This is a genomic window from Sphingomonas sp. Leaf4 (assembly GCF_920939515.1).
In the GTDB taxonomy this organism is placed as follows: domain Bacteria; phylum Pseudomonadota; class Alphaproteobacteria; order Sphingomonadales; family Sphingomonadaceae; genus Sphingomonas.
Genome location: NZ_CAKLBB010000001.1, coordinates 60,401 through 85,355, shown reverse-complemented (window position 1 = coordinate 85,355; position 24,955 = coordinate 60,401). Strand labels below are relative to the sequence as shown.

Here is a 24,955-nt window from a genome sequence, read left to right as displayed (position 1 = left end):
TCCCGCGAATTTTCAAACGGACTCCGACACACCGGGGGTGCAGCGATGGCCGGGGTCGTGCGTTCGCCCCGCCATGGCCACACACCACGATCGTTATCCCTATCGCAGCATCGTCGATCGCCCGGTCTATGACTGGCCGGGCGGCAAGCGCCTCGCGCTCTATCTCGGCGTCAATTACGAGGTGTTCGACTTCGGCGGCGGGCTGGGCGCCGAACTGGCGCCGTCGCAGACCGACCCCGATGTGATGAACTATGCGTGGCGCGATTACGGCAACCGCGTCGGGGCATGGCGGCTGTTCGACCTGTTCGACCGGCTGGAGCTGCGCACCACCGCGCTGCTCAACGCCGATGTCCTCGACCGCTGCCCCGGCCTTGCCGAAGCCTGCCGCGACCGGGGCGACGAGATCGCGGCGCATGGTGGCGGCAACGCGCGGGCGCAGGGCGACATGACGCCCGGCCGCGAAGCACGTCTGATCGCGGACGTGACCGAACGCCTCGCCGCGCTCGGCACGCGGCCGACCGGGTGGCTCGGCCCATGGATTTCGGAAAGCCACGACACGCCCGACCTGCTGGCGCAAGCGGGCTATCGCTACGTCCTCGACTGGGCGCACGACGACCAGCCGACCCGGCTGTCGACCAGACACGGCGGCATGCTATCGGTGCCCTATTCGCAGGAGATCAACGACATCCCGTCGATCATCCAGCGCCGGCAGGAGGCGGAGACGTTCGCGGCCATGATCCGCTCCGCCGTCGATCAGCTCCTGTCGGAATGTGACCGCCGCCCGGTCGTGCTGGGCATCGCGCTCCACCCCTATATCATGGGGCAGGCGCACCGCGTTCCCGCGCTCGCCCGGGTGTTGAGCGACCTGCGCGGGGCGGACGATCCGCGCATCTGGTGGACGACCGCCGGCGAGATCGCCGCCCATGTCGAGGCGAACGGGCTGGCGGTGTAGGATCGACATTCGCCGGACTCCGGCAAGTTGCCCCCCTCCCTGACAAGGGAGGGGCTGGGGGTGGGTGGGTCGGAGAGGAAACGTAAGCTTCCTACAACCGGCCGACCCACCCCCGCCCCCTCCCTTGTCAGGGAGGGGAGACGTCGAACGCCTTGTTCAATCCCGGTCCGTCCCACGTCGCGCATGCAGGGCACGGACCTCGTCGGCGAATTGCTCGACGGGTCCCGCGACCTCGATACCGGGGACGACATCGGTGACGCGCAGCGGCGCGATGCCGAGCGACGGCCTGCCCAGTTCGGCCAGCCATTGCCCCAGTTGCGGCGTCGACGTCGCATAGACGATCCGCCCCAGCCCGACGAGGCCGTGCGCCGCCGCGCACATCGCGCAATGTTCGCCCGAGGTATAGACGGTCGCGCCGCGGCGTTCCTCCGGCGACAGATGCTCCGCCGCGAAGCGGACGATCGCGAATTCGGGATGCCGCGTCGGATCGCCGCCGCCTGTCCGGTTGCGATCCTCGAACAGCACCGTGCCATCGGCGGACACCAGCAGCGACCCGAACGGTTCGTCCCCCGCCGACACCGCTTTGCCGGCCAGATCGACGCAGCGACGGAGACAGGCAATATCGGTTGCGTTCATGACGGGCCTCGATGGAAGTCGTGTGACCGGTCCGCCGCTGCGGCCGGCCCATCGAAAAATCCGATCGGACACATTGGTTCAAATCGTTGGAATACGTGTCCCCGGTCGGTCATCTCACGCGGAATAGTCATGGAGAGAGTTGCGATGGACGCCATCCCCGAAAACAGCCCGATCAACGATCCCAAGAAGCAACCCGCCGCGATGCGCCGCCTGCTGGGCCAGACCGCGCGCGACTGGTGGCCCGAGGCGCTGTCGATCGACATCCTCCACCAGAAGGGCGTGAGCGGCAATCCGTTCGGCAACGACTTCGACTATCGCGCCGAATTCGCAGGCATCGATTATGATGCGCTCAAGGCCGATCTGACCGCGCTGATGACCGACAGCCAGCCATGGTGGCCGGCCGATTACGGCCATTACGGCCCGTTCTTCATCCGCATGGCGTGGCATTCGGCCGGCACCTATCGCACCGGCGACGGGCGCGGTGGATCGTCGGCGGGGCAGCAGCGCTTCGCCCCGCTCAACTCGTGGCCGGACAACGGCAATCTCGACAAGGCGCGCCGCCTGCTGTGGCCGATCAAGCAGAAGTACGGCCGCCAGTTGAGCTGGGCCGACCTGTTCATCCTCGCCGGCAATGTCGCGATCGAATCGATGGGCGGGCCGACCTTCGGCTTCGGCGGCGGTCGCGAGGACGTGTTCGAGCCCGAAAAGGACGTGTACTGGGGCACCGAGGAAGAATGGCTCGGCCAGACCCGGATCGACGAGGAAGCCGGCCTCGCGCTCGAAAGCCCGCTCGCCGCGATCCAGCACGGGCTGATCTATGTGAACCCCGAAGGTCCGGGCGGCTGCCCGATGCCCAAGGGCTCGGCGCGCGACATGCGCGAGACGTTCGCGCGGATGGGCATGAACGACGAGGAGACGGTGGCGCTGACCGCCGGTGGCCATACTTTCGGCAAGGCGCATGGCGCGGGCGATCCCGCCCATGTCGGCACCGAACCCGAAGGCGCGGACATCGCCGCGCAGGGTCTGGGCTGGGCATCGACGCATGAGAGCGGCATGGGCGATCACACGATCACCTCGGGCCTCGAAGGGGCATGGACGCCGACGCCGACGACGTGGGACATGACCTATTTCGACATGCTGTTCGACCATGAATATGAACTGGTGAAGAGCCCGGCGGGCGCGCACCAGTGGCAGCCGGTCGGCAATCCCGAGGATACGCTGGCCCCGGCGGCGCATACCCCGGAGAAGAAGGTGCCGACGATGATGTCGACCGCCGACATGGCGTTGAAGGTCGACCCCGCCTATAACGCGGTCTGCCAGAAATTCCGCGCCGATCCGGCCTATTTCGCCGATGTCTGGGCGCGCGCGTGGTTCAAGCTGACCCACCGCGACATGGGGCCGAACATCCGCCTGCTCGGCCCGGAAGTGCCCAAGGAAGACCTGATCTGGCAGGACCCGGTCCCCAAGGCGACCGGCGAGCCGATCGGAGATGCCGAGGTCGCGACGCTCAAGCAGGCAATCGCCGCGTCAGGCCTGTCGATCGCCGAACTGGTGACGACCGCATGGGCCTCGGCCTCGACCTATCGCGGGTCGGACAAGCGCGGCGGTGCCAATGGCGGGCGCATCCGCCTCGCCCCGCAAAAGGACTGGGAGGTCAACGAGCCGGAGCAACTGGCGAAGGTGCTGGCGGTCTATGACGGGATCAAGGCCGGTTTCGACGCCAAGGGTGGCAAGAGCGTGTCGATCGCCGACCTGATCGTGCTGGGCGGAGTCGTCGGTGTCGAACAGGCGATCGCGCCGACCGGTCACGCCGTTGCGGTGCCGTTCGTCGGCGGCCGGACCGACGCGACGCAGGACTGGACCGATGTGGAGAGCTTCGCGGTGCTGGAGCCGAAGGCCGATGCGTTCCGCAACTATCTCCAGGTACAGTTCAACGTGCCGACCGAGGAGCTGATGATCGACCGGGCGCAATTGCTCGGCCTGTCGGCGCCCGAAATGGCGGTGCTGGTCGCGGGGCTGCGCGTGCTGGGGGCGAACCATGGCAAGGCGAAGGACCACGGCGTGTTCACCACCCGGCCGGGGCAGCTCACCAACGACTTCTTCGTGAACCTGCTCGACATGGCCACCGCATGGAAGCAGGTCAGCGACGACAGCGATCAGGAGTTCGTCGGCACCGATCGCCACACCCACGAGCGCAAGTGGACCGCGTCGCGCACCGATCTGGTCTATGGCTCCAACTCGCAGTTGCGCGCGATTGCGGAAGTCTATGCCTGCGACGACGCCGGCGAGAAGTTCGCCAAGGACTTCGTGGCGGCATGGACCAAGGTGATGATGGCCGACCGGTTCGATCTCGGACAGGCATGATCGCGCTCTGATCCACGCTTCGGCGTGACGGGGGTGTCCGGGCAGAGCGTCCGGGCACCCCTTTTCATGGGCGTCGATCGTACCGCTTGACGCTTAACTCTACATATGTTGTTATTGGTTTATGGCCCGGACCCGTCGCCCTTCGCCACAGATGCTGACGCTGATCGAAGCACTGGCGGCGCGCGCGCCCGAATGGTGGCACGGCTATGAACTGATGAAGGCCACCGGGCTGATGTCGGGGACGATCTATCCGTTGCTGATGCGCATGACCGATCAGCGACTGGTCGAGGCGGAATGGTGCGCGCCCGAGCACCCCGGCCGGCCGCCGCGCCACGCCTATCGATTGACCGCCGCCGGGCTGCAACTGGCGCGGGACCTCGCCACCGATCGCCCCGCGCCCGACGGCGTGCCGTTTCCGGCATGAGCGCGCCGTTCGTCCGGCTGCTCCTCGCGCTCGCGGTCCGCAGCCTCGGCACGCGCCATGCGGCATGGGGTGCGGCGATGCTCGCCGAACAGCCCGCCGCCGCCGCCGATGGACGGTCGCTCCGCTTCGCGCTGGGCTGTCTGATCGGGGCATGGCGCATGCTGCCACGGCATGGCGAGGGCCGCCGGTTGCTGGCCGGCTATGCGCTGGCGTTGGGGCTGCTGTTGCCGGTGGCGGCGATGCTGGTGGTCGCGACGCTGTTCGGCTTTCCCTTCGTCGCGGCGAGCGACGGCCTCGGCGGCTTCCTGACCGGCAGCGGCACGCACGTCTCGCTGCTGAACGCGGGCACGCGGTCGACCGGCCCGGTGCTGGCGGTGCTGTTGCTGGCGCTGGCGGGTTGCCACCTGCCGCTGGCGTGGTGGGTGCTCGACCGGAACTGGGCACGGGTCGCGACCGCGATGCGCTTCGGCGCGGCGACGATCACGACGCTCGCGCTCCTGACGGCGTGCGCGATGCTGGACGTGACCACGCTGCTGCTGCCGGTCGCGGCGGTGGTGGCCGAACTGGCGGCGGTGTCGATCTTCGCGTGGTGGCACCACGCGGCACGGGAGGACTTCGGGACGGCATCCTGACCGGCCCGATCCAGCGGGAGAGGAAGAATGACCGGCGCGTTGAACCTGATGCGGCTGGCGGCGGGGCTGTGCCCGGCGCTGATGCTGGGCGGATGGTTGCCACCGGCCGGCGATGTCCGGCCGGCACGAATCACCGAACGCCCGACAGGCATGGCGACCGAGGTGCGGATCGCGTCCGAACCGGGCGTCACCCTGGCCGGCACGCTGCATCTGCCGGCTGCAGCGCCCGGCACACGGGTTCCGCTGGCGGTGCTGGTCCAGGGCCATGGTCGCAACGGGCGCGGTGGCTATGGCGACCTCATCCGGCGGCTGAACGCCGACGGCATCGCCGCGCTCGAATATGACAAGCGCGGCGTCGGCCAGTCGAGCGGCACGTACCAAGAGGATCTGACGCTTCTGACCGCCGATGCGGCGGCCGCCGTCGCGGCGATGCGCGCGCGCGGCGACATCGACGGGTGGCGCATCGCGGTGGTCGGGCACAGCCAGGGCGGGGTCGTCGCCCCGGCGGTCGCGGCCGCCGATCCGGGGATCGCGGCGGTCGTGACGCTGGCCGGATCGGTCGGCGACGGCCTGCCCTATCTCACCCGCGCGATCCGCCATCAGATGATCGCCGCCGGCCGCGCGCCGGCGGTGGTCGACCCCGCGATCGACGCGATCACCGCGCTGCTTCAGGCGCGGATCGACCGGCGGGACATGGCCGCGATCACGCCGCTGCGCATCGCGGCGATCGCGCGGTTCGAGGATGCCGGCTTCTCGCCCGCGCAGGCGCAGGGCGCACTGGCGATGATCGATACCGAGGAAGCGTGGCAGGCCGACCGGCTACGCTCCGCCTCCGACCTGAAGGCGCTGCACGTTCCGGTCCTTGCGGTGTTCGGCGAGAAGGACCCGCTGATCTCCGCCGCCGAAGAATCCGCCGCCGCGCGGGCAGCGTTGCGCGACAACCCGCGCGGCAAGGTGGTCGTACTCGCCGGCCTCAGCCACTGGTTTCAGGACGGTGCCGTGACCGGTGGCGAGGACGAGGTGGCAAGGCTCGGCCCCAATTTCGGCTCGCCGCGCGCCGTCGCGCTGGTCGGCGACTGGCTGGACGATGCGCTGTCGGTGAAACGATAGCCGGGTCGGCGTTGGCGGCGTAACTGATATAACATCTCATTGACGATGGTGTAACGTGCCGCCAATAGGCGCGCTCCTGTCGCCGGTCCTGCCCGCGCGGTCTGGCCAATAACGGGGGTTGATATGCTGCGCCACGCTTCGCGCGCGAGTTTGATGATGCGCCTCGCCGGTTCGGCACTGCTGGCGGCGGCACCGGCGGCGGCGCACGAGCCGGGGGACGATGCCGCGCCGGCCGATCAGGAAATCACCGTCACCGGCGTGCGGCAGGCGTATCGCGGCGACTTCACCCTTGCCGAAATCCCGCAGTCGATCGCGCAGATCGACGAGGAAACGCTCAAGGAAAACAATTTCCTGCGGCTGGGCGACGCGCTCGATCTCAACGCCTCGGTCTCGCGCCAGAACACGCTCGGCGGCCTGTTCGACAGTTTCGCGGTGCGCGGCTTCGCCGGCGACGAGAACATTCCGACCGGCTATCTCGTCAACGGCTTCAACGGCGGGCGCGGTTTCGGCGGCCCGCGCGACGTCGCCGGGATCGAACGGGTCGAGGTGTTGAAAGGCCCGGCGGCGGCGCTGCTGGGACGCGGCGAGCCCGGCGGCACCGTCAACCTCGTCACCAAACAGGCGGAGATCGGCCGCACCTTCGGCAGCACGTCGCTGCAACTCGGCAGCTTCGACCGGCTGCGCAGCGAAGCCGACGTCAATCTGGCGCTTACCGACACGCTCACCGCCCGGTTGATCGGCTATGCCGAGGACGGCGACACGTTCCGCGACAGCGTCGACCTCCACCGCCGGGGCTTCCTCCCCTCGGTCGGGCTGGCGATCGGGTCGAGAACGCGGCTGACCTATGATTTCGAATGGACGCGGGTCGAAACGCCGTTCGATCGCGGCATCGTCGTGCTGAACGGTGATTTCGCCACCGTGCCGCGCACGCGCTTCCTCGGCGAGCCGGGCGACGGCGATACCGTCGCGCGCGCGACCGGCCACCAGCTTCGCGTCCAGCATGATCTGAGCGGCGACTGGAGCCTGCTCGTCGGGGCCAGCCTGCGCGACACGCTGCTCACCGGCTTCTCGTCGGATGCCGAACTGGTGCCGGCCCGCCAGAAGCTGTTTCGCGACGGCCGCTCGCTGTCGCGCCAGCGCCGCTCGCGGCGGTATGATTCGCGCCAGTGGGTCGTGCGCGCCGAACTGTCGGGCGCGTTCGATACGGGCACGCTTGGCCACCGCGTCCTGATCGGTGCCGATCTCGACCGGTTCGAGAACGACCAGCAGTTCGGCCGCTTCCGCCCCGCCGTCGTCGGCGCGACAACCACCGACCGCGCGGGCTATGTCCTCGACATTGCCGATCCGGTCTATGGCCGCTTCCCCTTGCCGACGCCGGGACCGCAGAACGATCGCCTCGACGTGCAGGAATCGGGCGGCGCGTTCGTGCAGGACCAGATCGCGCTGACCGACCGGCTGCAACTGCGCGTCGGCGGGCGGTATGATTCGGTCCGCCTGCGCACGCTCAACCGGTTGACCGGAATCGACAGCGACCGCAGCGTCGGCCGCTTCAGCCCGCAGGCCGGGCTCGTCTATCGGTTGAGCGACCCGCTCACCCTCTATGCCGCCTATGGCGAGGGGTTTCGCGCCAACATCGGCACCGACGTGACCGGCGCGATCTTCGATCCCGAGATCAGCCGGTCGAAGGAAGTCGGCATCAAGCTGGCCCTGCCCGGCGGCCGGTGGAACGCCACGCTGGCGGCGTTCGAACTGACCAAGTCGAACGTGCTGGCCAGCGACACCGGCAATCCCGGCTTTTCGGTCGCGATCGGCAAGGCGCGCAGTCGCGGTGTCGAACTCGACCTGACCGGCCGCCTGCCGGGCGATGTCGAGGTGCTGTTCAGCTATGCCTATCTCGATGCCGAGGCGCGATCGACGTTGCTCGAACCCAATTTCAACTTCCAGATCCGCCCCGGCGACCGGCTCGTCAACATTCCCGACCACAGTCTGAACGTGCAGCTTGCCAGGGACTTAACCCTCGCCGGCCGCAAGGCGCGCGCCGGGGGCGGCATGCACCATGTCGGCGATCGATCGGGCGAAACCGGCACCGCCTTCACCCTGCCCTCGCACACGCTTGCCCGCATCTTCGGCGAGGTCGAGCCGGTCGACGGCGTCACGCTGTTCGCGGCGGTGCAGAATCTGTTCGACGCGCGGTGGTACGCCAACAGCTATTCGCCGCTGTGGGTCCAGCCCGGTGCCCCGCGCACCGCCGCGATCGGGCTGCGCACGAGTTTTTGAGGAGGAGGAAACCGGCCCCCCTCCACCGCGACACCGGCTGGCCACCGCAAGACCGGGCGGAGCGGATGCTACGGCTGTTCGTCGTTCCCGCGCAGGCGGGAACCCATAGACGCAACGGGCTCGGTTCGATCACCAGCGTCGGCGTGTATGGATTCCCGCCTGCGCGGGGATGACGCGGAGGGGGGCAAGGGCAGATTTCCCCCTGCCAAAGCTGAATGTCGATCCGCCCTAAAACCCGAGCTTCGCCTTCAGGCGCAGGTTCTGGACCGTCGTCGTCCTGCCCCATTCCGCGCGATAGCCGGCATCGACCGAGAAACGGTCGGCGCGCACCAGCGTCAGGTCGACGCCCGCCGCCCATCCGGTCCGGTCGAAGCCCGAGCGGATCGTGGCCGGATCGGCGCTGGCGTCCGCGCCGAGCAAACGGAACGGCGCGGCATAGCTCGACTTGTCGTGCAGCACCGCCGCACCATTGGCCGAGAGTTGCACCCCGTCGCTCAGCTTCACGCCCAGCGTCACGCCCGGCGACGCCGTGGCGATCCAGTCGCGATGGCGCACTGCCTGCACACCAAGGCCGAGCAGGCCCTTCTCCGCGAACTCGCCCTGACCCAGCCCGACATAGGACAGGTTCAGTTCGGGCCGTGCGAACACCCGGCCCGCCGTCAGCGTGTAGGCGGCGTTGGCGTTGAACGCGACATAGTCGTTGCGGACGCGCGACTGGCCGACCGCATCGACGAACACCGTCTGGCGCCGGTCGATGTCGCCGCGTTGCAGGCCACCCGCGACACCCAGCGACACCGCGCCCTGCGCGTCGCCGCCGATCGCGCGGCGGACCGCCAGACCGGCATGGACGGCGTTCCAGTCGCCGTGCGCGCGACCGCCGCCGACGTCCAGCCGCCCGCTGTCGTCATAGCCGACCGCCCCGGCCAGCGCCCAGGCTTCCGCAAAGGGCAGTTCGAACCCGGCGCGCAGATGCGCATTGTCGTCCTGCGCGATCGTGGAATCGCCGGCCTTGTCGTTGCGGTCGTACTGGTTCCGCTCGACCCGGCCCCAGACGCACCGCGTGCCCATGGCGAGCGCGTCGCAGCCGGACAGATGGCCGGCGAAGGTACGCGCCGCCGCGAACTGGACCAGCCCCGGTGCCAGCAGCGGTTCGGGGTCGAGTTCGGCCATGATCCGCTGATAGGTCGCCTCCTGCCCGGCCCCCAGATTGCCGAGCAGCGCCATCAGCCGGCCGATGCCGGCCGCATTGCCGACGGTCAGCGCGGAATCGAGCGACCGCCCGATCGCCTGCTGGTTGGCGGTCAGGAACGACAGGCCGAAATTGCTGGTGAGGCCGAGCTTGATGCCCTGCGCATCGGCGATCGTGCGATAATCGATCGCCAGCGTGTCGGGGATCGACAGGCCGTTGTCGACCCCGCCGCCCGCCGCCGCCCACAGCAGCACCGGCGCGCTGTTCTCCAGCCAGGTGAGCGTGATGCCGGCGGTGCCGTTCACGCTCGCCCGCCCGGTCACGTCGAACCGGTCCGACGCATAGGGGCCGAACGCGACGTCGAACGTCGTGTTGCCCGTCTTCGTCTGGACGAAATCGCCGTCGAGCGCGACCTGGCTGATGACCCGCGTACCGTTCAGCAGGTCGGTCCTGGCATCGGCCACCGTCCGCACCGGCTGGGTCGCCCCGGCGAGCAGGTCGATGGGATAGGCGCTGGCCGACAAGCCAAGGCTGAGCTGCCCCGCGTTGGTAAAGGTGCCGCTGCTGCCGGCCCCGTCGCGCAGGTCGATCGTGTCGAGCGTGACCAGCGTCGCGCCGGCCGCATTCTCCAGCGCGTTGGTGCCGCCGCCGAGCGTGAAATTGCCGACCGCCAGCACGGTGTTGACGACCCGGTCGTTGCCGGCACCGCCGACGACCGCGAGGCCCGAAACCGCCGACAGCGTTCCCGCGCTGCGCACGACATTGTTCGCACCGCCCGCAAGGCGGATCGCCGCGCCCGCGCCGCTGCCGCCGCGAACGTTGCCGGAGGTCGTGACGGCGATGTCGCCCGCCCCCTGCGACCCCATGCTCTGCGCGACGATCGCGGTCGAATCGACGCCCATCGCCATCACCGATCCCTGCACGTCGAGCGTGACCGCGCCGGCCGAGCCGACCCCGCCCGCCGACCCGGCGAAGCCGTCGCCGATCAGGCCGCCGCCGCCGCCGAGGCTCTGCGCGACGATACCGAACGCGCGGTCGCCCCCGACGATCACGTCGCCCTTCTGCGTCACGGCGATCATGCCGCCATTGCCGCTGTTGGCCGCCGACAGCGTCGCCGCCGTGCGCGCGAAGGCGCCCGAGACGATGCCGCCGCCGCCGCCGATCGACTGCACGACCATGCCGTGCGCGCCGGTGCCCTGCGCCGTGACGGCACCGGTGTTGGCGACGCGGATCGTACCACCCGAACCGCTGGCCCCGTTGACGCCGCCGACGATCAGCGATGTCGGCTGCAACCCGTCGAGCGACACCGATCCGCCGCCGGCACCGATCGACTGGACGATCAGGCCATGGGCCTGCGCGCCCTGCGTCGCGAAGCCGCCGTTGAACGTCACGTCGACCGCGCCGCCGTCGTTGCGCGCGCCGCCATTCGCGCCGAGCGAGACGATCGCAGCGGCGATCGGCGTCGAGGTCACGGCTGCCGCCGCCCCGCTGGCCGGCGTCATCGCCACCCGCCCGATCGCGGAACCGCCGCCGCCGCCGATCGACTGGATCAGCGCGCCATGCGACAGCGCCTGCGTCGTCGCGACGATGCCGTTCTGCGTCCGGGTAATGGCCCCGCCCGACGATCCCGACGTGCCGACGCCGCCCAGCCCGAAGCGGACGCTGTCGATCAGCGTCGCATCCTCGGTCGTGACGTTGACCAGCGCCGATCCGCCGCCGCCGCCGATCGTCTGCACCATGATGCCGGGCGTCGCCGCGCCGGTGGTCACGACGTCGCCGGTCTGCGTCGACACGATGTCCGCACCCGACCCGTCGGTGCTGTTCTTCGCCCCCAGCCCGATCGCGTAGATCATCTGCGCGCTGAACGTCTCGGGCGTGGCGGCCGCGAGCCGCGCCAGCGCGTCACCGGGGGCGGAGGCGGTTGCCGTGGCGGCGAGCGGCACGACCGCCTTGACCAGATTGCCCTCGATGGTCAGCGCACCGCCGCCGCTCCCCACGGAGACTTCGCTGATGCCCGCACCGTAATCGCCGGCGGTGCGGACCGTGCCGGTATTGCTGACCGTCACCTTGCCCGCGTTCATCGACGCGACCCCGTCGGCACCGAGGCGCGTGGCGACGATGACCGGCGTGACCTTCCGGTTGACCGGTTCGCCCGCGACCAGATTGGGAATGCCGTCGAGTTCGCCGAGCGGCGGAATGGCGACGCCCGGAATCGCGACGCCGACACTCGGCAGTTGCAGGTCGGCGAGCGAGAAATGCGTGCCGCCGCCGCCGCCGTTGATGCTTTGCGCGACGATCGCCTTCGCGCCCGCGCCGGTGACGGTGATGTCGCCGCTGTTCTCGACGAACACCTCGCCGCCCTTGCCCGACCCGCCGCCGCCGACCGCGCCGACCGTCAAGGCCAGCAGGTTGGAGGCGACCAGCGTGCGGACCTCTCCGGTCAGGCCGACCGCGAGGCCGGCATTGCCGCCGCCACCGCCGATCGACTGGGCGACGATGCCGTCGGCGCGCGCGCCGGTGGTGAAAATCTGCCCGGTGTTGACGACGCGGACCGTGCCGCCGTCGTTGCCGGTGCCGCCGATCCCGCCGAGCGCGAGGATCGGTGCCCGTTTGGTCGCGCCGCCCCAGAAGCCGTTGGTCGCCACGGTGACGCCGCCGTTGCCGCCGCCGCCGCCGATCGACTGGGCAAGGATGCCATGCGATTCGACACCGTCGGTATAGATCCGCCCGCTGTTCTCGACGGTAACGCTGCCACCGAGGTTGCCGTCGCCGCCCGCGCCGCCAAGGCTGAGCCCCGCCGAAACGCTGTCGGCGCCGGCCGAACCGAACAGCAGCGACAGGACCGACGATCCGTTGCCGCCGCCGCCGCCCAGACTCTGCGCGAAGATGCCGTGCGCCTTGGCACCGCTGGTGGTGATCGTACCTTCGTTGATCGTCGCGCCGGCGATATTGGCGACGCGCACCGTGCCGCCCGAACCGCCCGAGCCGCCCGAACCGCCGATCGCCACCTGGACGACGGTCGCGTCGCCGCTGCCGGCGCCGATCTTGGTGATGTTGCCGACCGACCCGGCATTGCCGCCGCCGCCGCCGATCGAATTGGCGCCGATACCGTGCGACCCTTCGCCGGCGGTGCGGATCAGGCCGTAATTGGTCACGTCGACCCGACCCGCCGCATTACCCGCCCCGCCGCTGCCGCCCAGCATCAGGCTGAACGACTTCAGTTCGGTGCCCGACGCCTTCTGTACCATGTACGCGGCACCTCCCGACCCGCCACCGCCACCGATCGACTGGGCGCGAATGCCCAGGCTGTCGTCGAGGCTGGTCGACAATTGCCCGAAATTGTCCACCTGTACATCGCCCGCGACCGCGCCGGACCCGCCGCTGCCGCCGACGGTCACGCCCACCGTCGCAAAGGTCTTGCCGGCAGGCGCCTCGCCCTGCCGCAACGTCGCGGCGGCCCCGGCGATACCGCCGCCGCCGCCGATCGACTGGGCGAAGATCGCATCGCTGCTCACCCCCGTCGTCACGATCGTGCCGAGATTGCGGACCGACACCTTCTGACCGCGCGAACCGCCGCCACCGCCGCCGCCCAGCGCCAGCGAGACGCTCTGCGCCTGTCCCCGGCCCAGCACCGACGCGCTGCCGCCGACGCCGCCGTCGCCACCGATCGATTGCGCGAGGATACCGCGCGCGTTCCGGCCGCTGGTGACGATGTCCGCACGATTGTCGACATCGACCGTGCCGGCCAGGCCGCCCGCGCCGCCCTCCAGCCCGACCGACAGCGCGAAGCCCTGCTTGATCGCGGTATCGCCCGATCCATCCTTCGCCTCGCCGCCGACCACCGACGTACCGCTCAGGCCGCCCGCGCCACCGATCGACTGGGCGACGATGCCGTTGCTGTCGTTCCCGTCGACGACCAGCAGCCCGCTGGCCGTGACCGCGACATTGCCCGCGCGACCGCCCCGGCCGCCCTGACGGCCGATGCCGATCGACAGCAGGTTGTCGGCACCCACGACCGCACCGGTATTGAGCGCGACGTTCCCGCCGCCGCCCGCCATCGACTGCGCGACGATCGCGCTCGAACTGTTGCCTTTCGTCTGGATCGTGCCGTCATGGCGGACGGTCACGGTGTTCGATGTTCCGGCGTCGCCCGCCGCCCCGCCGACGGCAACGGCAAGGCCGTTGATCGTCGACGACTTGCCCGAATCGGGGGCACCCTTCGCCGCCTTCACGACGAGGATGCCCAGATTGACCGCGGCGTTGCCGCCGCCCTTGCCGATCGACTGGGCGAGGATGCCTTCGCTGGCCGCGCCGTTGGTCTGGATCGACCCGACATGGACGACGTTCACCCGCCCGGCATCGCCCGACGTGGCGCCGTCCCCGCCGACCTGGAACAGGCCGCCGAACGACGTGCGCTCGGCGGGCGTCTGCGCGAAGCCGAGCGACAGGTTGGTCGCGGCGCTGCCGCCACCGCCGCCGATCGACTGGGCGACGAGCCCGGTCGAGGCGATGCCGAAGGTGTTGATGAGCGACCGGCTGATCGATCCGTCCTCGCGCAGCCCGCGGATGACGGTGACATCGCCCGCGTCGCCGCCGACATCGCCGCTGCCCCCCACCGCGACGACCAGCGGGCTGTTCTTGAAGGCGACCGTGCCGACGAAGTTGAAGCCGCCGTTGCCGCCGCCGCCGCCGATCGACTGCGCCTTGATGCCGGTCGACATGCCCTGCTCGGACCCGGCCGACAGCACGGCATTATCCTTGTCGTCCATCGTGACGACGGTGTTCATCAGGATGTCGCCGGTGCTTTCCACCCGGACGTCGCCCGCCTTGCTGCCGCGCCCGCCGCTGCCGCCGACGCCGATCGCGGCGGTGAAGGAATCGGACTGGCTGTTCCCGCCCTGAAGGCTGATCGCCGAGACGAAGCTCATGCCGCCGTTGCCGCCGCCGCCGGCGATGCTCTGCGCCAGCACGCCGGTGGAATTGAAGCCGTTCACTACGACCTGGCCGTGCTGATACGCCGTTACGTTGCCCGACGAATTGCCGACGCCGCCATCGCCGCCCATGCCGAACACGATGACCGGCTCGCGCCGGAGCGTCTTCAGGCCGCCCGAGATGTTGATGCCGCCATTGCCGCCGCCGCCGCCCAGCGACTGCACCGCCAGCCCGCTCGACTGATAGCCGGTGGCGAACAGATCGGCATCGACCCGGGCGACGACCGCACGGCCGAAACCGCCGCCGCCGCCGCTGCCGCCGATCCCGGCGACCACTTGCCCCTCGGTCGTGATTCCGCCCGAGACGTTCAGCGCGCCGTCACCGCCGCCGCCGCCGATCGATGCGACATAGACCGCCGATTTCTGGTCGCCCGTGCCCTGCACCTGGATGCGCGGACCCGATGCTGCGCCGATGGTCGCGGTCACGTCGCCGGCATCGCCGCCTGCCCCACCGAACCCGCCGATGCCCAGCACCAGCGCGCTGGCGTTGCCGTCACCCTTGCTCGGGGCCAGCGCGATGCCGCCGCTGATGTTGATGCCGCCCGAACCGCCACCACCGCCGAGCGACTTGACGACGATCCCGCTCGATCCGTTGCGCAAACTGGTCCTGGCACCGAAATCAACCACTTGGTCATCGGCCAGCGCCAGATCCTCGGGGTAGAAGGGCGTCGCCGCGTCGCTGCCCGCCGCCCACACGCTGTCGCGAATGGTTGCGTCGACCTTGCCGGCATTACCGCCCGCACCACCAAAGCCACCCACGCCGATCACGACGCTGGTGCCTTCGCCGTCGAGCGTGCCCGAAATACCGCCCGACACGTTCATGCCGCCCCGGCCGCCACCGCCGCCGATCGACTGCGCGACCACGCCGTCGGACGATGCCTTTTGCGTCACCGTCTGTCCGGTGCGGGTCAGCGTCACGTCGCCCGACGTGCCGCCGTCGCCACCGAAGCCGCCCACGCCCATCACGACGCTGGTGCCCGCCCCCTTCGACGAGATCGCCAGCGTGCCGGACACGTTGATGCCGCCGTCACCACCACCGCCACCCAGACTGGTGGCGACCACGCCGGCCGCGCCGACGCCATCGGTCCGGTAGAGGCCGTCGACGCTCGCCGTTACCCGCTTCGCATCGCCGCCGCCGCCGCCGAAGCCGCCGACGCCGATCCCGACCGAGGTGGAGCTGGAATCGCCCACCGAAACGCTGACGCCGCCGGTGACGTTCATCGCCCCGACCCCGCCGGCCCCGCCAAGGCTGAGGAACAGCGCGCCGTACGCGCCGGCCCCGCTGGTCGACACCGGCCCGCGCGTCGTCGCATCGACCGTTCCGGCATAGCCGCCGGTGCCGCCGAAGCCGCCCACGCCGATGCCGATATTGCCCGTGCCGCCCTTGCCGATGGCGACGCCGCCGGTGATGTTCATCCCGCCGGCACCGCCGCCGCCGCCCTGCGACTGGACGAGCAGGCCGTGCGCCTGCGCGCCGCTGGTCGTGATGCTGCCCAGCATCCGCGCGACCACGTTGCCGGCATCGCCGCCGCCGCCGCCGAACCCGCCGAAGCCAAGGCCGAACGTGCCCGCCGCCGATGTGCCCATCGTCAGGCTGACGCCGCCGGTGACGTTGAAGCCGCCGATGCCGCCCGCGCCGCCGATGCTCTGGATCGCCGCGCCATAGGCATTGTTCCCGGTCGTGACGATGTCGCTGACCAGCGCCGCGTCGACCGTGCCGGCGTTGCCGCCCGCGCCGCCGAAGCCGCCGACACCGATCATGATATTGCCCGCGCCACCGCTCTTGGTGGCCGCCAGTCCGCCCGATACGTTGAAGCCGCCATTGCCGCCACCGCCGCCGACCGACTGGATCAGCGCGCCGCCGGCATCGATGCCGCCGGTCGCGATGTCGCCGTGGATGCGCGCCTTCACCGCACCGCCCACACCGGCGATACCGCCCGATCCACCCATGCCGAAGCCGAGGTTGCCGGCATCGTCCTTGGCGATCGCGACGCCGGCCGACACGTTGAAGCTGCCGTTGCCACCGCCGCCGCCCAGCGATTGCGCGACGATCGCGGTCGATCCGTCGCCCGCCGTCGCCGCCGCGACCAGCGCGTTGGTCGGGTCGCTGCTGTGCTGGTTCACGTCCAGCGTCACGCTGCCCGCATCGCCGCCGCTGCCGCCCGATCCGCCGACGCCGATCGTGACGTTGCCCGCGCCGCTCTTGGCGAGCGCGATGCTGCCCGCCACGTTGAAGCTGCCGTTGCCGCCGCCGCCGCCGACCGACTGGGCGAGGATGCCGATGCTGCCGGCCCCCGCCGTGGTCGTCCGACCGGTGATGTCGCCGAGGACGCTGCCGGCATCGCCGCCGCCGCCACCCGATCCGCCGATACCGATCGCGAGGCCCCCCGCGCCGGTCGCCGCGCCGCTGATCTGCCCGCTGATATTGAAGGCGCCGTCGCCGCCGCCGCCGCCCAGCGACTGGACGACGATGCCGCGCGATCCCGCGCCGGTCGTGCTGGCCGCGAACAGGTCCAGTCCGGGGACGATCACCCCCGAATTGACGCGCACCGCGGCATCGCCACCCTTGCCGCCGCCGCCACCCGATCCGCCGACGCCCATCACGCCCGCGCCAGCACCCTTGCCGGCGAACGACAGCGCGCCCGACACGTTGAAGCCGCCATTGCCGCCGCCGCCGCCGACCGACTGCACGACGATCGCATCGCTGTCCGCGCCGCGCGTGATCGTCTGTCCGGTGATCGATGCGGTCGCGAGGCCGCCGTCGCTCGCCTTGCCGCCCGATCCGCCCACGCCGAACGCGACGCCACCCGCGCCGGTGCCGGCGATCTGCACGATGCCGCTGATGTTGAACGCGCCATTGCCGCCGCCGCCGCCCATCGACTGCACCACGACGCCGCGCGCCTGATCGCCCGAGGTCAGCGCCGCGACCAGATCGCGCCGGCTGTCGCGGACCGTGGCGTTGATGATCGCCGATGCCGCCCCCGCCGCACCGCCGTCACCGCCCGACCCGCCGACGCCGATCGCCACCGTGCCGGCCCCCTTGCCGGCCAGCGAGATGCCGCCCGCCACGTTGAACGCGCCGTCACCGCCGCCGCCGCCGATCGATTGCGCCAGTACCGCGTCGCTCTTGAAGCCCTGCGTCAGCGTCGCGCCCTGCACGACCAGCGTCGCCCGGTCGCCCTTGCCGCCGCCGCCGCCCGAACCGCCGACCCCGATCGCGAGGCCGCCTGCACCCTGGCCCGCCGCATTGAGCTGCCCGGTGACGTTGAAGCCGCCGGTGCCGCCGCCGCCGCCCAGCGACTGCGCGACGATGCCGCGCGATTCGCTGCCCTGCGTCGATGCCGCGATCAGGCCGTCGGCGGGATCGACGATCCCGTAGTTGACCAGCAGGTCGACGGTGCTGCCATCGCCGCCCCCGCCACCACTGCCGCCCATGCCGAAGCCGAAATTGCCGGCCCCCTGTTTGGCGATGGCGATGCCGCCGGTGATGTTCATCGCCCCCGACCCGCCGCCGCCGCCGACCGATTGCGCCAGCACCGCGTCGCTCGCCTTGCCGCTCGTCGCCGTCCGGCCGCTGATCGCCGCCGCCACCGCGCCGCCGCTGCCGCCGCCGCCGCCCGATCCGCCGATGCCGATGCCGATCGCCGCCGCACCCTGTCCGGCAAGGCTCAGCCCGCCGGTGACGTTGAAGCCGCCGGTGCCGCCGCCGCCGCCGATCGATTGGGCCAGCACGCCGCCCGAACGATCGCCGCCGGTAACGGCCGCCGCCACGTCGGTGTTGATGACGATCCCGGTGTTCAGCCGCAGGTCTACCGCGCCGGCATTGCCGCCGCCGCCGCCCGATCCGCCGATGCCGACGCCGATCGCCGCCGATCCGCCCCCTGCCAACGCGATGCTGCCCGCGACGTTGAACCCGCCGCTGCCGCCACCGCCGCCGACCGACTGCGCCACCACGCCATGGCTGTCGGCCCCCAGCGTCTGCGTCATTCCCTGTATCGACAGGTCGACCGCCTTGCCGTCGCCGCCATCACCACCGGCACCGCCGATGCCGACCGCCACCGCCACGCCCAGCGCCGACGCGCCCGACAGCGCACCGGACACGTTGAAGCCGCCATTGCCACCACCGCCGCCCAGCGACTGCGCGACGATCCCGCGCGATCCTTCGCGCTCGGTCGATGCCGCAACCAGCGTATCGGCGGGCACGGCCACGCCCTGATTGACGCCCAGCCGGACCACGCCGGCATCGCCACCGCCGCCGCCCGATCCGCCGATGCCGATCGCGACCGATCCCGATCCCCCTGCCGACAACGCCACGCCGGCCGCGACGTTGAAACCGCCCGAACCGCCACCGCCACCAATCGATTGCGCAACCAGCGCGTCGCTGCCCGCGCCGGCCGTCGCGCTCCGCCCGGTCACGGTCGCGTCGATCCGCGCGCCGTCCCCGCCGCCGCCGCCCGATCCGCCGATCCCGAACGAGGCCGCCCCGGCCCCGCCCGAACCGATCGCGATCCCGCCGCTGACGTTGAACGCACCGCCGCCGCCGCCGCCGCCCAGAGACTGGATGACGACGCCGCGCGATCCCGATGCCTGCGTCGTCGCGGCGAACAGCGCCGCATCGCTCGCATCGGCCCCGTCGTTCAATCGCAGGCGGACCGCGCCCGCCTGACCGCCCTTGCCGCCCGACCCACCGATCCCGACGCTGCCGGTGCCGCCCACGCCGCCCGCGCCGATCGCCAGCGCGCCCGACACGTTGAAATCGCCGTTGCCGCCGCCGCCGCCCAGCGACTGGATGACCACCGCGTCGCTGTTGACGCCGGTGGTCAGCGTCCGCCCCCGGATGGTGGCGTCGACCGAATAATCCTGATCGCGCAGCGCCGTGCCCGGCACCTCCGCGCCCGCCTTGCCGGCATTGCCGCCGTCGCCGCCCGATCCGCCGATGCCCACGCTGACCGCACCGGCCCCACCGCCGCTCAGGCTGACGGCCGCACTGACGTTGAAGCCGCCGTTACCGCCACCGCCGCCCAGCGATTGCGCGACGATCCCGCGCGATCCTTCGCCGGCGGTCGCCGCCGCGATCAACGTCGTCGCGGGGTTTGCCGCCGCCGCGTTGACGGCCAGCGTGACGCTCTCGCCCGAACCGCCCTTGCCGCCCGCCCCGCCGACGCCGACGCTGACCGCCGCGTCCCCGCCGCCGGCCAGCGCCAGCGTGCCCGAGATGTTGAACGCACCATTGCCGCCGCCGCCGCCGACCGACTGCGCGATCACCGCATCGCTCTTGGCCCCTTGCGTCGTCGTCCGGCCGCTGACCTTGGCGACGACCGCGCCCGATCCGGCACCATCGCCGCCGATGCCGCCGACCCCGACCGCGATCGTCGCGCCGCCCGCGCCCGACAGCGTCGCGCCGCCGGTCACGTTGAAGCCGCCGTTGCCGCCGCCACCGCCGACCGATTGCGCGACGATCCCGCGCGACCCGTCGCCAACGGTCGTTGCGGCGACCAGCGCCGGATCGCCCGCCGCCGCACCTTCGTTGACCTCCAGCGTGACCGCACCGCCGGCCCCGCCGCCGCCGCCCGCACCGCCGATGCCGACGCCGATCGCTATCCCGGTCGTGCCGCCGGCCGCGATGCCGCCGGTGACGTTGAACGCACCATTGCCGCCACCGCCGCCCAGCGACTGCGCGACGATACCGTCGCTGTTCTTGCCGCCGGTCACGGCGTCGCCGCTCACGCGCAGCGTCGTCGCCGCCGCGCCGCCACCGCCGCCGCCCGATCCGCCGAGGCCGAAGTTGAACGCGCCCGCGCCCATGCCGCCCGCTGCCAGCCCGCCCGCGATGTTGAACCCGCCGACACCACCGCCACCGCCGACCGATTGCGCGATGACCGCATGCGACATATCGCGCTTGGTCGATACGCTGCCGATCACCGTCGCATCGACGACACCCCCGGCACCGCCGCCGCCGCCCGACCCGCCAAGGCCGACGCCGACCGCCGCGCTCTGCCCCACGCCGATCGCGATCCCTGCGCCGATGTTGATCCCGCCGGTGCCGCCCGCCCCGCCGACCGACTGGGCGACGAACCCACTGGATTTCAGCCCCGCGGTTGTCACCGAATGGCCGACCGCGGTAACGCTGCCACCGTCGCCGCCACCACCGCCCGCGCCGCCGAAGCCGATCCCGATGCCGATGCCCGCCGTACCCGTCAGCGCCACGGCCGCCGCGACGTTCAGGCCGCCGGCCCCGCCGCCGCCGCCGGTCGACTGGACCAGCACGCCGGTGGAATTGTCGCCCTGCGTCGTCACGGTCCGGTCGGCATAGCCCTCGACCTTACCGCCCTTGCCGCCCTTGCCGCCCGATCCGCCGAAGCCGAGCGAGAAACCGCCGCCGATCGCCGCGCTCGCGGTAATTCCGGCCGCGACGTTCAGCGCGCCGTTGCCGCCGCCGCCACCGACGCTCTGCACCACCAGCCCCGACGAATCGGCATTGTAGGTCGCGATCGTCCCGCTGCTGCGGCCGGTCACGATGCCGCCGTCGCCGCCCAGCCCGCCCGCACCGCCGAAGCCGATCGACGCACCGCCCGCCAGCGTGCCCGCCGCCGTCAGGTTGCCGCTGATGTTATAGCCGCCATTGCCGCCGCCGCCGCCGGCCGACTGGACCAGCACGCCGGTTGATCGCTCACCGCGCGTCACCACGCCGCCGCCAACCGTGCCCTTGACCTCGCCGCCGCTGCCGCCCCCGGCCCCGGCGCCGCCCAGACCGATCGCCACGCCGATCGCGACGCGCCCGCCGCCGGCGATCGCGCCCGAGGTATTGGCCCCGCCGTTGCCGCCGCCGCCGCCGACCGACTGGATGACGGCACCCGCCGAATCGCTGCCCGACCCGTCGATGTTTCCGGTGGCGATCGACCCGTCGTACACGACGTCGACATCGCCGCCCGCGCCGCCGCCAGCACCGGTGCCGCCCATGCCGAACGCGACGCCCAGCGCCGCGATCGATCCTGCGGCAACCGCGCTGGAGATGTTGTAGCCGCCGTTGCCGCCGCCGCCGCCGACCGACTGCGCCAGCAGCCCGGTCGAGAACATCCCCTGCGTGACGATCGATCCGCCGGTGGTCAGCTTGACGAAGCCGCCATCGCCGCCGCCGGCCCCCGATCCGCCGATGCCGACCGCGATCGCCGCGCCGTCGGCGGGCGTGACCGCGGTCGCGATCGAATAGCCGCCCGCCCCGCCGCCGCCGCCGACCGACTGCGCGTAAAAGCCTTCGCTGTTCGCGCCGGCGGTGAAGATGCGGACGTCGCCGGTGCCGCGCACCTCGCCGCCCTTGCCGCCGCCCGATCCCGATCCGCCCAGCGCGACGCTGACCGCGCCGATGATTCCGCCGGTCGCCTGTACCGCGAAGCCGCCCGAACCACCGCCACCGCCGACCGATTGCAGGAACACGCCGCGCGACCGCTCGCCCGCCGTCGTGATCGTCGGGTCGAGCAGCGTGGCGACGCCGCCGACATCGATCGACTGTTGCGCGAAGTTGAGCGTGGCGGTGCCGCCATCGCCGGCACCCGCGCCCGATCCGCCGATCGCGACCCCGGCGAACAGGCTGAGCGAGGTGCTCGACCCGCCGTTGCCGCCGCCACCGCCGACCGACTGGGCGAACAGGCCGTGCGAATCATCGCCCCGGGTGACGATGCTGCCCGAACTGTCGACCGTGACGATGCCGCCACTGCCGCCACCGCCGCCCGACCCACCGATCGCCAGCAACATCGCGAAGCCGGTATCGCCGTCGATGCCGGTCGTCCCACCCTCGCCACCGCCGCCGCCGATCGATTGCGCCAGAATGCCGTGCGAACGGTTCCGGTTGGTCGTGATCGCGCCGCTGTTGCCGACGGTGACGTCGCCGCCCTGGCTCGCCTTGCTGCCGCTGCCGCCGATCGCGGCCAGCCCCGATCCGTCGCCGCCGGTGCCGCCGCCGCCACCGACCGACTGGGCGAGGATGCCGCGCGACAATTGTCCCCATGTCTGGATCTCGCCGGCATTGCGGACCGACACCGCACCGCCGATGCCGCCGCCGCCGCCCGATCCGCCCATCGCCACGACGCCGCCCGACGACGCGCCCGCGCCGCCGCCACCGCCGACCGACTGGGCGAAGATGCCGTCCGCGCCCAGTCCGCGCGTCGTGACGCTGCTCGCCTTCGTCGTCTCGACCCGGACCGTCTGGCCGTCGCCGGCGATCCCGCCGCTGCCGCCGAGCGCTACGACGCCGCCCGATGCCAACGCGTTGCCGCCGCCACCGCCGACCGACTGGGCGAAGATGCCGCGCGCGTCGGTGCCGTCGCCATCCTTGCCGGTGACGATCGTCGCGCCCGACACGACGTCGACCATGCCGCCATTGCCGCCGACGCCGCCGGTCCCGCCCATGGTGAACACGCCGCCGGTCCCGAAGGCGGTGCCGCCCATCCCGCCGACCGACTGGGCAAAGACGCCGTACGCGCCTTCGCCACTGGTTTCGACATAGGCCCCGTCGTCCAGCGAGACCTTGGCCGTGCCGCCCGATCCGGCGGTGCCGCCGCTCGCGCCGAAGGAGACGATGCCCCCGGCGATCGCACCGAGGCCGCCGCCGCCGCCGATCGACTGGCTCGACATGCCGAACGCGAAGTCGCCCGTCGTCACGATGACGCTGCCGGCCCCCGCACTCGCCTCGGCCGTGCCGCCGTTGCCCGCACCGCCGCCATCGCCGCCGAACGCGACCAGCCCGCCGCCCGCGCCGGCATTGCCGCCGACGCCGCCGACCGACTGCGCCAGCACACCGTGCGCGGCTTCGCCGGCGGTCCGAATCCGCCCTTCGTTGCGGGCATAGGCGTTGCCGCCGTTACCGCCGACGCCGCCCTTGCCGCCGATCCCGACGATGCCGTAGCTTTCGCCGCCGGTCCCGGCGCTGCCGCCCATGCTCTGCACGACCATGCCGGCCGCGCCCTTGCCATAGGTGAAGATGTCGCCGTAGTTGTACCCCGACGCGACGCCGCCACTGGCCGCCGTCCCGCCGCCGCCGCCGGTGCAGCCGATATAGCAGCCGCCGCCCGACCCCGCCCGGCCCGCCGTGCTCTGGACCAACATGCCATGGCTGTTCTCGCCATTGGTGACGACGTTGACGTAATTGTTGCCGCGAACCGTACCGCCCGCGCCCGCAGCACCGCCCTGCGCCGCCGGGATGGTGCCATAGGCGGTGCCGCCCTCGCCGCCATTGCCGCCGGTGCTGACGATCGCGATGCCCGGACGCTTGTTGGCGATGGTGGTGACATCGCCATTGGTCGCATCGACCGTGGCGACGAACGTCGGGCCCGCCGCGCCGGCACCGCCGGGCTTGGGATCATAGGCGATGCGCGCGCAGCCGAGCGCCCCGAAGCACACCTCGACGCCGCCGCCGTCGCGACCGTTGCCGCCGTTGCCGCCCTGCCGGATGTCGGAGAACTGGCCGCGCTCACCCGTCGCCCTGGGCAATGTGAAACTGGTGGCGGAACCCTGGCCACCGCCCGCCGCGGGCGGCGTGTAGTTGACCGGTTTGACGACGGCGGTCGTCGACACCACGTCCGCCGCATCCTTGAGCGTGACGCCGGTGACTCGGCCGTCGGTCAGCGACACGGCAGTCACGGTGTATGTCACCGTCTTGGTGCCCGTCGGCGTCGTGCTGGTATCGGGCACCGTCGCGGTAAAGACGTCGCCGACCGCCTGTGCCAGCAGGATGACGTTGTTCTTGTCGGTGCGGACCGAATGGTCGCCGATCAGCTCGATCACCGTTTCGGTGGTGCCCGTCTCCGGGTTGACGACCGAATCGCCCAATACCGGGGCGGCATAGGCGAATGCGGGCGCCGCACCGACGGTTGCCGCCGCCACGCCGCCCAGCGTCAGCGGCGCCAGTTGGCGCAGCAGCCGCTGCAATCGCCTGGCCTGCGTGGCGTTGCCGGAACGGACGTGACCCTGCCGGACGGGACCGGGCGTTCCCAACGCCTGATCCAGCCGTTCCAGCGCGGCCGCAAGCCGTCCGTCATCGTCCGCCAGCGACGGGCGGAGCAGGACGAGTTCGCGGCGGGCCAGCGACCGTTCGGCCGCCGTCAGTTTCGCGAAATCGAACTGGTCCATGAAGCGTTCGAGAACAACGGCGACTGCCGCCCGCGACACGGTGCGTTCCGAAATCATACTCTACCCCCGATACCCCGGCAGGATGATCGCCGTCGAACGAAACCCGTCATTCGCGAAGCAACATCGCCCTAATCCATCACCCATATCCGGTAGGGGCAAATTGACAATCGGCGTCGTCTTCCAAAAAATCGTTACGTCAGAGCATTTTGGAACAGTTGGGACGGCCGGCAATTCCATACGGGATTCTGTGTCGAA

The 24,955-nt window shown here is 71.4% G+C and carries 8 protein-coding genes; 6 read left to right on the top strand and 2 right to left on the bottom strand.

The window, feature by feature from the left end:
• Positions 1-73 precede the first annotated feature (73 nt).
• Positions 74-952, top strand: coding sequence for a polysaccharide deacetylase family protein (locus LRA89_RS00335; RefSeq protein WP_230635507.1), 879 nt, complete (start codon positions 74-76; stop codon positions 950-952).
• A gap of 156 nt (positions 953-1,108) precedes the next feature.
• On the opposite strand, the gene LRA89_RS00330 is transcribed toward LRA89_RS00335, so the two are convergent.
• Positions 1,109-1,588 carry a nucleoside deaminase gene (locus tag LRA89_RS00330; RefSeq protein WP_230635505.1) on the bottom strand — a complete coding sequence of 160 codons (480 nt, stop codon included), beginning with the start codon at positions 1,586-1,588 and terminating at the stop codon, positions 1,109-1,111.
• A gap of 144 nt (positions 1,589-1,732) precedes the next feature.
• Between LRA89_RS00330 and katG the strand changes: the two genes are divergently transcribed.
• The 5 genes from katG (at position 1,733) to LRA89_RS00305 (ending at position 8,395) form a co-directional block, all read left to right on the top strand.
• Positions 1,733-3,952, top strand: coding sequence for a catalase/peroxidase HPI (gene katG / locus LRA89_RS00325; RefSeq protein WP_230635503.1), 2,220 nt, complete (start codon positions 1,733-1,735; stop codon positions 3,950-3,952).
• A gap of 121 nt (positions 3,953-4,073) precedes the next feature.
• The gene (locus LRA89_RS00320; RefSeq protein ID WP_329958499.1) at positions 4,074-4,376 is read left to right on the top strand and encodes a PadR family transcriptional regulator; all 303 of its coding nucleotides are present in this window, start codon (positions 4,074-4,076) and stop codon (positions 4,374-4,376) included.
• Positions 4,373-5,008: a hypothetical protein gene (locus tag LRA89_RS00315; protein WP_230635501.1), complete on the top strand. Its 636-nt coding sequence runs from the start codon at positions 4,373-4,375 to the stop codon at positions 5,006-5,008. The genes LRA89_RS00320 and LRA89_RS00315 overlap by 4 nt, the downstream gene beginning before the upstream one ends.
• Before the next feature lie 27 nt (positions 5,009-5,035).
• A complete protein-coding gene (locus tag LRA89_RS00310) occupies positions 5,036-6,118 on the top strand; it encodes an alpha/beta hydrolase (protein WP_230635498.1) in 1,083 nt (360 codons plus the stop codon).
• A 123-nt stretch (positions 6,119-6,241) separates the two neighbouring features.
• A complete protein-coding gene (locus LRA89_RS00305) occupies positions 6,242-8,395 on the top strand; it encodes a TonB-dependent siderophore receptor (protein ID WP_230635496.1) in 2,154 nt (717 codons plus the stop codon).
• A 228-nt stretch (positions 8,396-8,623) separates the two neighbouring features.
• Here the strand turns inward: LRA89_RS00305 and LRA89_RS00300 are convergent, their stop codons facing one another.
• Positions 8,624-24,757: an autotransporter outer membrane beta-barrel domain-containing protein gene (locus tag LRA89_RS00300; RefSeq protein WP_230635494.1), complete on the bottom strand. Its 16,134-nt coding sequence runs from the start codon at positions 24,755-24,757 to the stop codon at positions 8,624-8,626.
• Between the last annotated feature and the right edge of the window lie 198 nt (positions 24,758-24,955).